This is a genomic window from Virgibacillus sp. LDC1 (genome assembly GCF_025792345.1).
GTDB classification, from domain to species: Bacteria; Bacillota; Bacilli; order Paenibacillales; family Paenibacillaceae; genus Paenibacillus_AQ; species Paenibacillus_AQ lautus.
Genome location: NZ_JAOXLZ010000001.1, coordinates 4341095 through 4354695 on the forward strand (window position 1 = coordinate 4341095; position 13601 = coordinate 4354695).

General features: G+C 47.9%; 17 protein-coding genes. All 17 read right to left on the reverse strand.

All coding sequences use genetic code 11. The features are described 5' to 3' along the window. Positions 1-8: 8 nt before the first annotated feature. The 17 genes from OHJ21_RS19780 to OHJ21_RS19860 all read right to left on the reverse strand — a co-directional run bounded on the left by OHJ21_RS19780 (position 9) and on the right by OHJ21_RS19860 (position 13585). Positions 9-2606 (reverse strand): hypothetical protein, encoded by a 2598-nt coding sequence (locus tag OHJ21_RS19780; RefSeq protein WP_394054121.1) that lies wholly within the window; start codon positions 2604-2606, stop codon positions 9-11. Beyond that, positions 2607-3152, reverse strand: coding sequence for a YmfQ family protein (locus tag OHJ21_RS19785; RefSeq protein WP_100539159.1), 546 nt, complete (start codon positions 3150-3152; stop codon positions 2607-2609). Beyond that, positions 3149-4207, reverse strand: a complete 1059-nt coding sequence (locus OHJ21_RS19790; protein ID WP_394054120.1) for a baseplate J/gp47 family protein — start codon at positions 4205-4207, stop codon at positions 3149-3151. Before OHJ21_RS19790 ends, OHJ21_RS19785 begins: the two co-directional genes overlap by 4 nt. Further along, positions 4200-4613, reverse strand: a complete 414-nt coding sequence (locus OHJ21_RS19795) for a DUF2634 domain-containing protein (protein WP_394054119.1) — start codon at positions 4611-4613, stop codon at positions 4200-4202. The genes OHJ21_RS19790 and OHJ21_RS19795 overlap by 8 nt, the downstream gene beginning before the upstream one ends. Continuing rightward, entirely contained in the window at positions 4610-4906 is a 297-nt protein-coding gene (locus OHJ21_RS19800; RefSeq protein ID WP_394057300.1) for a DUF2577 domain-containing protein, read from the reverse strand. The genes OHJ21_RS19795 and OHJ21_RS19800 overlap by 4 nt, the downstream gene beginning before the upstream one ends. Before the next feature lie 6 nt (positions 4907-4912). Beyond that, a complete protein-coding gene (locus OHJ21_RS19805; protein ID WP_394054118.1) occupies positions 4913-5878 on the reverse strand; it encodes an XkdQ/YqbQ family protein in 966 nt (321 codons plus the stop codon). 12 nt (positions 5879-5890) lie between these two features. After that, positions 5891-6610 (reverse strand): LysM peptidoglycan-binding domain-containing protein, encoded by a 720-nt coding sequence (locus OHJ21_RS19810; RefSeq protein ID WP_394054117.1) that lies wholly within the window; start codon positions 6608-6610, stop codon positions 5891-5893. A gap of 1 nt (position 6611) precedes the next feature. Then, on the reverse strand, positions 6612-8531 hold the full coding sequence (locus OHJ21_RS19815) for a phage tail tape measure protein (protein ID WP_100539165.1): 1920 nt from the start codon (positions 8529-8531) through the stop codon (positions 6612-6614). A 194-nt stretch (positions 8532-8725) separates the two neighbouring features. Continuing rightward, positions 8726-9148, reverse strand: a complete 423-nt coding sequence (locus OHJ21_RS19820) for a phage tail assembly chaperone (protein WP_015737358.1) — start codon at positions 9146-9148, stop codon at positions 8726-8728. Between the two features lie 28 nt (positions 9149-9176). Further along, the gene (locus tag OHJ21_RS19825; RefSeq protein WP_100539166.1) at positions 9177-9635 is read right to left on the reverse strand and encodes a phage tail tube protein; all 459 of its coding nucleotides are present in this window, start codon (positions 9633-9635) and stop codon (positions 9177-9179) included. Between the two features lies 1 nt (position 9636). Further along, the gene (locus OHJ21_RS19830) at positions 9637-10956 is read right to left on the reverse strand and encodes a phage tail sheath family protein (RefSeq protein WP_394054115.1); all 1320 of its coding nucleotides are present in this window, start codon (positions 10954-10956) and stop codon (positions 9637-9639) included. After that, positions 10957-11130, reverse strand: coding sequence for a hypothetical protein (locus tag OHJ21_RS19835; RefSeq protein ID WP_165789691.1), 174 nt, complete (start codon positions 11128-11130; stop codon positions 10957-10959). Further along, entirely contained in the window at positions 11127-11564 is a 438-nt protein-coding gene (locus tag OHJ21_RS19840; RefSeq protein WP_100539168.1) for a phage tail terminator family protein, read from the reverse strand. Before OHJ21_RS19840 ends, OHJ21_RS19835 begins: the two co-directional genes overlap by 4 nt. A gap of 130 nt (positions 11565-11694) precedes the next feature. Continuing rightward, a complete protein-coding gene (locus tag OHJ21_RS19845; protein ID WP_165789692.1) occupies positions 11695-11871 on the reverse strand; it encodes a hypothetical protein in 177 nt (58 codons plus the stop codon). Positions 11872-11883: 12 nt separating this feature from the next. Beyond that, the gene (locus OHJ21_RS19850) at positions 11884-12123 is read right to left on the reverse strand and encodes a hypothetical protein (RefSeq protein ID WP_486020956.1); all 240 of its coding nucleotides are present in this window, start codon (positions 12121-12123) and stop codon (positions 11884-11886) included. Positions 12124-12146: 23 nt separating this feature from the next. After that, positions 12147-12596, reverse strand: coding sequence for a hypothetical protein (locus tag OHJ21_RS19855; protein WP_394054114.1), 450 nt, complete (start codon positions 12594-12596; stop codon positions 12147-12149). Between the two features lie 11 nt (positions 12597-12607). Then, entirely contained in the window at positions 12608-13585 is a 978-nt protein-coding gene (locus OHJ21_RS19860; RefSeq protein WP_100539171.1) for a Kelch repeat-containing protein, read from the reverse strand. Positions 13586-13601 lie beyond the last annotated feature (16 nt).

Genomic DNA, 13601 nt, shown 5'->3' on the forward strand with positions numbered 1-13601 from the left:
ATACCTCCTTATTGTTCGGCTAGGAAGGAAATTCCATCGAGATTGATATCGGTGTTTCCACCAGCTTCTATGTTAACATAGCCTCCTGGATTTATAGCAATATACCTGGAGTTAGATGTTGCATCATTGACTGTGGGGTACATTGTTTTCAAAGGTCTAAATCCCACCGGTAAAATAAAAACTGAATGTTCCGTAGTAAATCCGACTGCCCCATTTGAGATTCGACCAAAAATATAAACTATTCCATTTTGCTTTTTATATCTAATAGGGAGTTCTAAATTAGGGCATGACCAACCATTTAATAATGTAGGTGTAATCCATCCTGGTTGATCCTTGTCCACCTTCTTGTTCATCAACACGGATACAACGGTCGCACTCTGCTGCACGGCATCGGTCACTTCTTGGAGCATGGCCTTTTCGCTGACAGCGTACGATCCAATGAATGGTACAATAGGCGACTTGTCGAGCATATGGTAAGTAGCGGAATAGGCGACGGTTTGGTCAAAGTCTGACGGTAAAAATCGGATATGCTTTTTGCCGTTTGCGTTAGCATCATTTTCGATCTTTGCTGAATTATCAATCCTACCGTCACAGTAAACCTGGACTATGCTAGAAACCCTATTTTTCAATAGACCGCCGCGCAATGCAATATTGTTAGCGTAGTAGTTCCCGTTAGGCGAATATAGTAAAGGATTCACCCGTTCGCGTAGCACAAGCCCCGTTCCTACCTCAATCTGGTTATCGCCCTCATTAAAAGTCAGCATACCTTCGGATACGATAGGCTCGACCGTTGGCATTGCGAGCTGGTAAACAAGTTGGTATGACGATATTGTTTTATCGTTAACAGAGGGGGAAACCTCGTTTACTGGTACTGACTTTCGTAAATGTTCCCAAGTGCTATTCCAGTGCGCAGGAGGTACGTATCCTATCGGTGTCCATGTTTTTTGAGCCGCACCTGTTGAGTCGTTGTAGGGTCCGGCGCTTAAATCACGCATTACCCAACCCATAAAATACGCTTTAATCTCGTCGGCTGTTGGCAAGTAGTTATCGCCCCACCCACTTTCAGAGTTAAAGATTGATGTATATACCAGTTTATTAACTGCATCATAATCTATCTGATCGGGTAAAGTTCCCACACCTAAGGAACCGGGTATGTGCCTAACATCCCTTCCATCAAATTTAGTCATATGAAAAGTATTATCTTTATTTTGTTTTGGTCCATTAGTTATAGCGAAATTAATCCATTTAAACCCTGTCTTAGACGATTGAAAAGTGTATAATTGTGCACCATCTAACGTAATGTTCTTCCATTTCGCCAACTTGAAATATTGTCCGTCCTTTTCGAACACTTCGTCAGCATTCGTGCCTGTCAGTGGATCGGCGTGTAAGTCCGTTTGCAGCGCAAGTATGGAATCTTCACGCAGTTTGAATGGTTTAGGCGTGGAGCCGAGTGTAATCATAGGATTTCTCAGCCTAGCGGGATTACCAGATACGGACGCTCTTACTAAATAGTTAAGTGACGTATTATTACCGCTATTAAAGGTGAATGATGTCTCGGAATTCCACTTCTTCGGAGGGTCAGGAACGTTAAGATCCAATGGGTATACAGCATGATCAATATTAGAAGCTACATCCGCACTTAATGTGTAAGTTGTTTTAGGAGTAACACTAAATTGAACATAAGAGTACCCAGCAACGGCATCTGCCCCTGTTGGGTTGTACCATTCATATTGCGAAATTGCGAAAGAGGTAGTGTTTGTAAATTGCGCACTCATGAGGGATGGCAACAAATTTTCCCCGTACCGAATCACGAACGGATTTCGTACAGGCTGAACGCTATCGACGTATGGATACTCGGCAGCGACTTGTTCAGGTCTCATATCGTCTAGTGCAGCGTATTCGGCCTCGCTAATCTCGTATAGTCGAATTGCATCAGCATACCCATATTGACCTTGAGCGCCATAAACTAAAACGGCAATAGTATCATCACTACTGAAATAAGCTGGTTGAATTTTTACCGCTACTGTTGAAAACTTTGTATTATCCGTTACTTCCATAAATGGAGCTGATCCGCCAATACCTACATTCTGTTTTTGTAATACGATTCTAGTTGCATTGCCGTTCTTAAGATCTGCTAGTAAAACATAGTGCTTGGTTTTATCGATATTGTTGATCCTACGAAAGATGTTACCAGCGTTACCACTGCTCGCTGTAGTGGTGATTTTGAATCCATTGACTCCAGTTGTTTTATTCACATTATCTAGAGCATGAGTGCTCCGGCTGTCACTCCACGGGCTGACATCCTCACATCCCCCATCCCGCCCCAACAAATTCACCAAAGTACGCCCCTTAATCCCACTCAACTTAAAAGGCGCGCTTCGCTCCGCATTCACGATCTGAAGCCCTGGCTGCAGTACGACTTCCCTACGCTCTTCCGTATCCAAACGCTTTTCCAGAGCTTCGATGGACTCGCTGGTTTCACCCGCGAACCGATCTACAGCATCCGCGTTCTGATCAACATACTTCTCCAGATCGAAATACGTCGTGGACGGCGAGGTTCGATCAATTTTGTTCAATCCGATATTCGGCGTAACCGGATTCGTCATTTAGGCTCCTCCTCCCAACAATCTGTCTTGTGTTGTTGCTGATATTTCCTCAAACGTCATGCCCTCCACCTCGGCTATGGTGAGGTAACGCAGAGCGTAATCGACCGCCATATGTGCTGGCTTGATCTCCTCAATGGCTGATTTCAAATCACTTAAATTCGGCGGGATGCCCAGCGTATCTCTAAAATGAATCGTCACTTTATACTCCGCTGGCTGGACGGATACCTCGATGCTGCCCCGCTCATAGGCTTGTGCCACATTTTTGAGCATGCTAGCAGACACCTTGCCGCTCCCCCGCATCTTCGAAATGATGACCGAACGACGTTGCTCGATCGGCTTGGCGTGGTTCACCGGAATGTTCAAGTCCTGCTCGAACCGGGATAGCGCCCACGTAGCGGTTTCGGGATAATACTGGTCCAACTGATCCTCCAGTTCCTGCGCCAGCTTGTCCAACTCAGCCCCTTCAGCTCCGGCAATGGCTTTCATTTCTCGAACATCGTGATAAAAGGACGGCAGGTAACCCAGCCAGGCTTCGGCTTTACTCATCGGACCGTCACCGTCCCCAGGACAGCTACCGCCTCCGGTTCGATCGGAATGCTGTCCGTTCCTCCGTTCACGGTCAATATCTCGTAGTCGATGACAGCCGGAATATCCAAAATCACGTTGGCGATCCGGTTATACCGGACCAACGGGTCGGACATGGCGAGGTCTTTCAGATACTGGCGAACACCCAGCTCAATCGCTTCCTGCACACCATCCAAGCCGGCCCCATTAAGCAGCGTAACCTGCACTTCGATATGGACAGGCACTTCAGCCGCCCCTACAACGGTGACCACCGAACCGACGGGAGCTGCCCCTTCGCCCATACCATCCATGGTCGGATCGATATGCTGCTGCACTGATTCCACAACGGAAGGCGTAGGCGATCGCATCTCGTTATCCAGCAGCACCACCTTGACGGTGCCCGGACCATCCCATAACGGAAAAGCTTTGGCCTTGCCAACCCCGGCTTTCTCCCTCGCCCACAGCTCGTACTGATTCCGGTTTGCACTGGTCACGGGACGGGAGATTTTTTCGCGGTATCGGTCATACAACGCTTCGTCCGACTCGGTATCTTCGCCAGGTACCCAGAGCTCCATCAGCTCCGCCTTTACCAAGCCTTCGACGTATTCCAGCGGAAGCAGCGAGCCGAATCGGCGGTTGCCTTCCTTCCCGCTCGTCTCGCATTCCAGCACGTACTGCCCTGCACCCAGCCGGGTCATGACTTTGTAATTCAGAGGATCCAATGAAAAACGGCTCCCTATAGCCACATCCACCGGGGCGCCGTTACTGCCCGAAAATTGCCCCAGCAGCTGTGCTTTTGTAGCCTGCTTTCGGGTCAGACCCGACCAGGCAATGCTCCGATCCAAAAATTCGCCCGAGGCCGTCGCGGCAAATTTCAGGTTCATGGAGTACCCCAATTCCACGTACATCTGGGCAAGCTCAGCCGCAGAAGGTGCCAACGCATCGTAGATGATGCTGCCCTCCCTTTTATCCATACCCTCCGGGATTCGATCCATCATCCGTTCCAGAATGGCTTCGTACGTCTGTTCCTCAACCATCCTCTCTCACCTCCTTGGTCATATTGAAAGCCCCATACACGCTTCGGACCGTAAATTCCGCCACCGCCTGCTCGCCCGTAAAGGTAATATTTATATCATCCACCGACAACACGCGGTCATCTTGCAGCAGCGCTTCCTTGATATGCCGCTCGATTTCAGCATAGACCCACAGCGGGTCACGGCCAATGACGGAGTCCAGCTCCTGCCCATAGTTGCTGCTGTAGATCAGATGCTCAAAACGACGAGTCTGAAGGATTTTGACGACAGCCTGTTTAACGGCCTCAAGACCGTCAATATGACCGGATATCATCCCTCTCTCTAAGTTCAAGTCAAACGTCAGACTAGGCTGCTCCAAGGTTTCCACGATCTCGCTACCCGGTTGCAGCGTTCCTCCTTGCGGGATCATGACGGCTTCACCAACCGATCCAGCACGAGATACGTTTGCCCGCCCTGGTAACGAATGAGCAGCACCGTGTCTCCCGTTTCCAGCCCTTTTCGAATCACATACTCCGCGCCGCCAATCTTCAGCTTATACTCGGTCATCGACTCTCCGATAACTAAAAAATCCTCCGTCAGGCTGAAACGCTGATCCACGTTCACCTCGAGAGGATGTGTTGATGTGACTGTGCCGTACAGCACCGCCATCGGGTTTGTGCTTCCCACGGCGCTGAGACTGGCTTTTTTGATAATATCCAGCATCACTGCTTACACCACCTTCATATTCAGCGACATTGTATGCGTACCGTCTGAGAATTTATGCGTACATTCATCGATGAGATACGGCTTCAAGCCTTCTTCCGGAAGGTTTACATAGATCGTGTTTCCCGCACGGACCCGCAAATCTCCAATAGCCTCGATCGATAACGTCTGCTGCTCCCTGTTCTTCAGCTCCAGCAAATTCTGCGCTAACTGCTTCAATTGAGCGGGGTTCATGTTCTCATCAGCAACCTCGTATAGCTGGAGCAAACCCCATTGTGCAATGTTTTGTCCGTGCTGGTAAAGGTACACGTCCCTCTTCCCCGTTTCCTTGCTATCACGCACGACTTTGATGCGGTTGTACGTCTCGTTGTCGATGCTTTTTTTATATGAAAAATCCGTCATGAGGCTGTCTTCCCCCACCGCAAGCATAAGCAGCATGTCGTTGATGTTGGTTAACGTCAGTTCGCCATACCGGTCGTAAAACATATAGTACTGCTTGGTCGCGATCAATGTGGAATCCAGGGCCTTGCAGATGATATCAATCAGTTTCTTATCCGCTTCCAGCATTGCAGGGATCGTATGGCCGGTATCGGCCAGCGTGCCTGTCTTCAGATTAAAATCCTTGGCGATCTTCCGGATGATATCCTCCACCTTGGCATTCGTGAACCGGTAGGTGTCGTTGCTGGACAGGTAGCGCAGCTGATCGTAAGCCATTACCTTAACCTGGGCGTCCATGCCCCACTCTTTGGAAAAAACGTACCCATAAAACAGATCCTTGTTATCCTTTCGGAAGCGCACAATGTCGCCGTTCTCCACTTCGAATGCCTTGCTCTGCGCCAGGCCATCGTTCACATAGTTGATATCCAGACTTGCCGGCTTCGCCTGACGGCTTGTTTTCCATGTGATGTCGGTTACGATCTGCCCCAAATCCCACACGCTTCCGTTCTTGCGGTCAATCATCAGTTCGATCACGATGCCACCTCTTTAAGGAATTTTCAGAACCCGGCCGACGGCCAGCTTCCGGACCTCATGGTCCTTGATTCCGTTCAGTTTTTGGATGTCGGTATGACGGGAACCGCTGCCGAGCAGCTTTTGGGCAATGCTCCACAAGGTATCGCCTTTGGCAACCGTATAGGAGGTTGGTTTTTTGCGGTCATCCGGCCGGTCTTTTTTCTTCACAGCTGCCGCTTTTTTGTCTTTTACCGGTACCACCTTCCGAGCCCCATAAAACACATAGCGTTTGAGCGTAATTGAGAACTCAATATCCTCCGGCGATCCGGACATCGTATTCCAGTTGAAGCTTTCGATGGATGCCGCCATGTTGATGCCAAAAGACTTCATCGCCCGCACCACATTCTTACCATCCGTACCGCTCAGCGGATCGGGAACGAGGCCCGTCATGACAAAGCGCACAGGTCGGCGGGTCTCCATCCAGCCTTTAATGGTATTTACGTAATCAATCGGCAGCTTCAGCTCCTGGTCAGACCCTAGATGGACAAAGGGGTACACCCTGCCCGGGAAAAAGCTCTCAAACGAAATCTCCGTCAGCTTCGGATGCAGAATCGCATTCACTTCGCCAAGCCCAGCTACCGTATAGGATTTGCCTTCACCGCTATCCTTCACGTCAATCCGCTCGGGGTTCACCGGAAACCGAAAAACCTCCTCCTGGTTATTGAAGCTCAGAAAAAATCCATAATCGCTCATGCTACAGATACACCCCCTCGGCACTGGACACAAACTGCTCCTCCAGCGTCCGGTTAATTCTCGACATGATCGTATCCAGATCGGCCCCCGAATTAATATCTCCCGTCGTCATCTGCACGGTCGGCGTCAGGGTGATCATATTGCTGATCGCATTCACTTCCGCCAAGTCGCGCATGACTTTCAGATCCTCGCTCGCCACGTCAACAGAATTGTCCACTTTACCAATGGAATCGATGCTGCCGCCCGCAGGGGCTACCGGGATTGGGGCTGTTGGCATGGCGGGCATAGCAGGCATGGACGGGGTCGGGGTTGTTTTTGGAACGGTAACATCGTATCCGGTTTTGCCGTTGTTGTATTGTTTTAAAAGATCCTCGTTGTCTTTACCTATCTTCTTATCGGGCATGAATGAATCCTTGAATGTATCCATCGAAAAATCTTCTATGGCTTTCTGTCCAGTATCCTTGAAGTTCGTAAAGTCTGCCTTATATTCAATCTCGGCGATTTGCTTGGTATCCACACCAAGAACCTTTCCGAAGAAGCCCGCTACCGCGTTAACACCTTTGATGATCCCGTTAATGACGGAAATGACAGTGTTAACCGTATTTTGCGCCAGATCTACAATGAAGCCGAAGACGTTGCTAAATATCTGCTTAAGGCCCAGTGTCACCACTTTCCAAGCCCCGAACGCGGCCATAGCAGCGATAACTAAAGAGATTAATAGCATAAGAGGATTAGCTTTAACCACCATATTAAATATTCTCATCGCTCCTGCAGCTATGTTCGTAATCGTGGCCATCACGGATTGAGCTGCCGCAAACGCGTAAGCCGATATTCTACCCATGATTAAACCTGCATTTAACATTGCGAAAAAAACTCCCACTAAAGCAATAACAGGAAGTAACCCCATAAATATAGTGATCAGATTCCAAATGGTGTTACCGACTCCAGCGATCGTTGCTTTAATGAATTCCCAGGCTGGAGGGATCATTTCAGCAATCCATAAGAACCCTTGAGCTAATAAAGATAGTCCTGAATTCAATATGCTAAAAAACGGTTCAAATGCCCCTGATTCAAACGCAGAGTTAATGATATCTAGAATAGGTATTATAGATTCAAGCGCCCCGCTCCCTATTTGAATAAAGGAATTGTTCACATATCCCAACATCTTTTGCCACTGGCTCACAGGAGAGTCCATCATTTTTTGAAGAGCTTCTTCCGTCATGCCCGATTTCTGTAGGAGTTGATCCATTGACGCTAAAAATGCTCCGAAATTGCCCTTGGATGATGCCACTTCCTTGGAAAATTGTTTGATGTTGGTTTCAGGTATCTTAAACTCTTTCGCAAGTGAACTAGTGTCACCTTGCATCGCACTCATTATGGCAGCAGCGGCATCTCCCGAACTCTTCCCTGTAGATGAAAGCTTGCTTAAACGCTCAGCAAAACCATTTAACGTAGAAATTTCATCCGAGTTTTTGGTCATGTTCATAAAAGATATTGAATTTCCGAGAGTTTTATTGACATCGGCCCCCGATTTCAATGCATCTTGCTTAAATTTTTCAAACATAGCCGAGCCAACCTCTGGATCTCCTATTTTGCTCTGGATAACATTCTCTAAATTTTGTTGTTTTGCCGCTGGTATGATGGAAACATCCGCTATGAATTTCATTCCATTATACGCAGCTTTAATTGCACCAAGCGCACTGCTAAATTTACTTGATGCCTTCTCTCCCTTTTTCACTTCTGCATTCAGATTTTGTTGAGCTGCTGCCGCTTCATTTACTTTCGTTTCGGCTTCTTTTATTTTTTTGGTCGCATGATCAAAACTCAAACCGAATATAAACGACTGCTCAAAAACGAGTTTATCCCAGTTGCTTAATGCCTTCAGAATCTTTGGTGGAACAAGCATTTGAGTATTCGCCATTCCTTCACCCCCTTCTTCTACAACCTATCTCCGCTTCCGGACTCGCTCGAGCTTCTCCTTCTCCACCCGCATCGAGATCATGGCATAGATGGCGGCCCGTTCCCGGACCGACATCGCCATGAGCTGGTGAGGAAGGATGTGCAGTTCATGGAGGGCGTAGTACGCATAGTTCGCGTCACCGTCACCCTCTTTAATCAGTTTTTTACGTCGTCTACCAGATCGTTCATATCGCGGTCAAAACCATTCAGAGCTTGGACCCGCTCGCCAAGCGCGGCGAACTCGCCGGGCAGCAGCATTTTGCGGAGTAGGGATTCTGCACCAAGCACGCCGTAAGATTTTTGCAGCTCGCTGTTTTTCAAATCCGGGTAAATGACGCTCGATACCATCAGTTTCGCCATATAGTCGTTCGGGTCAATTTCCGGCGTGAAGACGCCATTCTTACCCTTGACCTTACGCGTAGCCGCTTTGCGGCACTCCTGGTTTTCTTCCTCCGTGATACTCCGCAGCTTCCAAGGCACAGGGCTCCCTTCCGCGTTCTTAAAACGAACAGAGACCACGAATTCCTCCGTGATCTCCGCAGACGACTGCCCAGCAAAAAACATACTAAAATCGCTCATATTCCTTCCTCCTCATTCAGGTTAAGTATTAGGCCAATGGGTTAAACGGCGTCTCAATTCGCACATTCTCAAACGTGAAAGCCACTTCTTCCTCCAGCGCCTCTGCTTCAGTATCCAGGGAAGCCATAATCACGCTGTCGAGGTTGACCCCTTCCAAAATCACCGTCTGACGCCCCGTCGACGAACCCGGATCCTCATTGCGCACTTCAATCATGAAGTAGGCGTCTTTCCCTGTCTGGATGTATTCCATCATCAGCTCGCGGAACAGTGAGGTCACATAATAAATGGTCATCGTGCCGCTGCCCTTCCAGCCAATGGCTTTATGCTGTACGGCGCGTTGGCCCATCGTTTTCAGCTCGGCTTTTTCCTTCTCCACCGTGGCTTCCAGTGTTTTAATGTAGAACATTTCCTCCATACGATCGCCAATTTTGACGAATGCCTTACCCTCTTGCCCCGAAATCGTGTCGCTTGCCCGCAAAAATGCCATCTTAGACCACCTTCACTTTCATGTATACTTTTTCAATCGCATCTACCGGCTGTACCTTGATATCCACAAACAGCACATCGCCTTCTGTACCCGGCGTCACCATTATATCTTCGTTCGCATCAAAATTTTGGATAGCCCCAATATTCTGCAAAGACGCAAAATACGCCGCACATTCCGCCCAGAACAGAGTCCGGCCATCCACATTATTGTCTACCTTCCCGATGTAGGACTTCTCAAAAATCAGCTTCAAATCATTCGCAATACCATCCAGCACGCGAACCACCCGGTTTTTGGAAAAATGTCGCGCTTTGGCCGGCTCAATCGATGTAAAGCTGTTAATATCCTGCTCGACCACGGCCTTACCGCCGCTGTAGCTAAACAGAAACTCACCATTCGTGAGCGCTGCTTCAATCTCCGTATGGCTTAAACGAACATCGGTATCCACCGCTTCATCGTAAGCCGCGTATGTTAGGGATTCGTTAACAGCTGCCGCAGCCGTGGCGCCAGTGACCCAAGCAACTGCCTTGACCTTGTCCACGAAGGAGCCGTCAGTGAGAACAACGCCATTTTTCACGGAGATGATTCCTTCATAATCCGCAGCCGGATAGTCGGACAATACAGCTTGGACCTTCTTGCCTTCCTGCTCGCGAAGCCGCTTGATGAATGCGGTATACAGTGACTTGAGAGCTGGATCTGCGGACAACAGGCCAACGGTCTGGAAGTCTTGGACCTCAAGCGCGGCTAGGAAGTCCACATGCTCTTGGTTCGTCACGGTGCCGTTCGCGCCACCTGTCAGAGCGAATCCTGCCGTTGCCGCCAAATCGCCCGTATCCGGTGCAAAGGTTACATACAGGTTCGGCTGCAGTTCGGCCGCACTGGCTACAAGTTGCTTGTCAACCGCTTTGCCGCTCAACAGCGTGTTGACCACAAACTTACCAGGATCATCCATCGCGTTCTCAACAACGATCTGGATATCATTCCCACGTTCTCCGCCGTAAAGTGCGATTGCTTTGAGACCGGCAACGGAACCTGTAGCTTGGGTGCCGCTATTTAAGCGATACAACAGGAGTGTACCTGCTCGCTTGAGCACTTCTTTTACTCCGAGCAACTGTGGTGCTGTGATATCATAACCTAACACCTCAACCAGATTGGTGCCTGGTTTAATGGTTAAGATTTTTTGCGGCTCTCCCCATGGAAGGGACAAGCCCAGTGCCGCAATCCCCCTTTCACCTACGCGCCCGATCGGCTGCTCCTGCGATGAGATTTGGGTATATACGCCTGGTCTTACTTTGTTGGGTGTTGTCCATGTTCCTCCGGCCATTTAGATGACCTCCTTTTTCAAAAATGTGGTGAGTTGCTCTTTCGCTTCCTGAACGGTGTACGTTTTGCCCTCTTCGAGAATGGCGCTCAGCACATCCTTCTCGCGATTACTGAATTGTTTGGATTGTGTCAGCTGTTGCTTGTTGAACGCTTTTGCTGTTTCTTTTTTACTCATTTCAATACGCCTCCCTGTTTCAATGTTTGCATCTTCATGTCGTTCTCTTCCTGATCCGTTGACATCTGAATGACATACTCTGCGCGAAAATATCCTTCTCCCGCTGCCCCATCATTCCCCGTTGGCCGCTCCCACGCAACTGATGAGGCGCGGCATGGTCGACCCTCAACTTCCAGGGATGTTAGGCTCTCCAGCATCTCGTCCATGATCGTTGCCACTGATTTTCCTTCCACTGGTACGTAAGAGATTCGGAAACGAAAACGAGCCGTATATCGACTTGTCGATATCGGCTCGAGCTCGGCTAGTGCTAGCTCGGTTTGGAAATATGGGGCTGGTGGTAGTTGTGCGTTGTCCTCTCTCAAAAACGTTGTGATATCTGAAAACTTCGCCTGCAAAACTCTTTTCAAAGAACCTTGTATTTCCTGCGAGATCATACTAGATTACCTCCCCTTCCAGGTTGAATGCCGATGGTGTAATAATCTTAAGTTTTTAACAAAATCCATTTTCCCACGGGTAAGTACCCATGAATTATGTTAAGAGAAGTAAAGCGAGCGCCAATGGTTACTATTCAAAATGTTTCATCTGAATGTCAGTCTGATTAGTATTGGTTTCCTCTTGATCTCTCAGAGTAAGAAAACCATTAATAATTCTGGCTTCTTCGCTCAGTACGTACATTTGCGCGTGAATTTCCTGCAGACGCAGCTTTGCAAGCTGCCGGATATCCTGCGTGTTTTCCTCCATACCTTTTCCTCCTTAAATACCAGACCATTCATTTGCCTGGTCAGTTCCAATTAGCGATAACGTTTCCTGGTATTCATTTTCAGTAATTCTTTCAGTAGAAAGTGCACCGTCGATCTTGTCCTTTCCAAAATTAGCGGCTGCATATGCCTTAATGTCCTCGTGATAGCTATGTCCTACGGAATTGAATCTTCGAGTACCATCTTCAAAGATTGCGAATCCATAACCTCGTACCATGCGTTGTCTTGCTGTCAACAAAAAAATCACCTCCCAGATATTTAAATAATGCCTGCGGTTGCGAGTGCTTCGAGTATAAAAAGTTGGTCGTCTTGCATTGCTGCATTGCGTTGTTTTAACTCGTCAGCTATGATTTGCAATTCAGAGTTTTTCTTTTTTAGAACTTCTAGGGAATCTTCTGGTTGAACAGCGAATTTTTCAAATATAACCATATCGGTTAACTCGTCAGCGTGACGCTCAATGTATTCAAGCGCATTCTCCTCCGTGATCGGAACAATCCCCATTTCAAATGGTGCATGAGGTTGAAGAAACGTCCTGTCTCCGACCTGTATTACATAATAACGTGCGTTCTCATTTCCAGTCGGGTTATGAATAAACTGTCCATTGAACTTGTCAGTGAACTTATACACTTGATGCATAATGGTTAACCCATCGATAAACTGTTGAAGCTCCTCTTCTGTACAGATTAATTCTCTACCTTTGTATTCCATTTGGTACCTCCCTACCCCATTGTGTATTCCAACGTTTGATATGAAAACGTGCCATTATTGGCGTTCACACCTCCTGGAATGTAAGCCTTATTCCCGACAACTGCTGCTTTTGTTCCGTAGATGGACTGTCCACTTGGTGAAACATCCGGCAAAGTTACCCATGAATTTGTTACTGGATCATACACATCAAGTTGATTCCATAGTCGATATACATAAATTTTATTGTTATATGTCCATGCGCATGGCCGCTCATTTGCAAACAATGCGTTGGCCTTTTGCATCCAGGTATTGGTGCTTGGTGTAAACTGATATACGTTGTTCGTCCAACGGTTCCCAGACGTCATACCACCGATAGTGTAGAGACTATTGTTTACTACGGCAGAGGCTCCATATGCCATGGCATTGGGCATATTTGCCATCCTCGTAGAGCTATTTGTTGCTGGATTGTACTGAAAGGTATATGTGTAGAGAGCACCATCAAGACCACCTGCTGTATATCCAAATGAACCGATAGTGCCGGAGAATTGTGATTCTCCAGATACCGTTGCTTGATAATTTCTGTACGTATTCGTAGTTGGACTATAGACAACCCCTACGTAGTAATCAGCGTTGCCACCCTGCATATAAATCTCATTGTTAATAACGAAAGATGCCCCATTTACCTTTCTATAAGGCATATCCGCCATAAACGACCACGTGTTCGTTAATGGATCGTACCTCTCATTACGTTTTGATTCATATCCATCCGCAATAGCTCCAGCGAATCCACCAATTGTATAAACATAGTTTCCTACAGAATTTACATAGCCCCAGACGTGAGTTGTATTCATATTAGCCAATACTTTAAATCCTTGACCTGTCCAAACTTGTTTCCAAACACCTCCTACCCTTACCCATACTTGAGTTGCTTTCCGCCATGTTCCGCCTACACGAGTATGAACGTTGGAAACGTTCCGAAATGTGCCTCCGACGTATACACTTAGCGCCATGAAATAGCCCCCCTCT

What these genes read in the sequence shown, in the direction of transcription:
- OHJ21_RS19800 (WP_394057300.1), bottom strand. Translation starts at nt 4,906, where the DNA reads ATGCTGGATATTATCAAAAAAGCCAGTCTCAGCGCCGTGGGAAGCACA.
- OHJ21_RS19810 (WP_394054117.1), bottom strand. Translation starts at nt 6,610, where the DNA reads ATGAGCGATTATGGATTTTTTCTGAGCTTCAATAACCAGGAGGAGGTT.
- OHJ21_RS19815 (WP_100539165.1), bottom strand. Translation starts at nt 8,531, where the DNA reads ATGGCGAATACTCAAATGCTTGTTCCACCAAAGATTCTGAAGGCATTA.
- OHJ21_RS19820 (WP_015737358.1), bottom strand. Translation starts at nt 9,148, where the DNA reads ATGAGCGATTTTAGTATGTTTTTTGCTGGGCAGTCGTCTGCGGAGATC.
- OHJ21_RS19845 (WP_165789692.1), bottom strand. Translation starts at nt 11,871, where the DNA reads ATGGAGGAAAACACGCAGGATATCCGGCAGCTTGCAAAGCTGCGTCTG.
- OHJ21_RS19785 (WP_100539159.1), bottom strand. Translation starts at nt 3,152, where the DNA reads ATGAGTAAAGCCGAAGCCTGGCTGGGTTACCTGCCGTCCTTTTATCAC.
- OHJ21_RS19855 (WP_394054114.1), bottom strand. Translation starts at nt 12,596, where the DNA reads ATGGAATACAAAGGTAGAGAATTAATCTGTACAGAAGAGGAGCTTCAA.
- OHJ21_RS19795 (WP_394054119.1), bottom strand. Translation starts at nt 4,613, where the DNA reads ATGATCCCGCAAGGAGGAACGCTGCAACCGGGTAGCGAGATCGTGGAA.
- OHJ21_RS19835 (WP_165789691.1), bottom strand. Translation starts at nt 11,130, where the DNA reads ATGAGTAAAAAAGAAACAGCAAAAGCGTTCAACAAGCAACAGCTGACA.
- OHJ21_RS19780 (WP_394054121.1), bottom strand. Translation starts at nt 2,606, where the DNA reads ATGACGAATCCGGTTACGCCGAATATCGGATTGAACAAAATTGATCGA.
- OHJ21_RS19790 (WP_394054120.1), bottom strand. Translation starts at nt 4,207, where the DNA reads ATGGTTGAGGAACAGACGTACGAAGCCATTCTGGAACGGATGATGGAT.
- OHJ21_RS19830 (WP_394054115.1), bottom strand. Translation starts at nt 10,956, where the DNA reads ATGGCCGGAGGAACATGGACAACACCCAACAAAGTAAGACCAGGCGTA.
- OHJ21_RS19840 (WP_100539168.1), bottom strand. Translation starts at nt 11,564, where the DNA reads ATGATCTCGCAGGAAATACAAGGTTCTTTGAAAAGAGTTTTGCAGGCG.
- OHJ21_RS19825 (WP_100539166.1), bottom strand. Translation starts at nt 9,635, where the DNA reads ATGGCATTTTTGCGGGCAAGCGACACGATTTCGGGGCAAGAGGGTAAG.
- OHJ21_RS19860 (WP_100539171.1), bottom strand. Translation starts at nt 13,585, where the DNA reads ATGGCGCTAAGTGTATACGTCGGAGGCACATTTCGGAACGTTTCCAAC.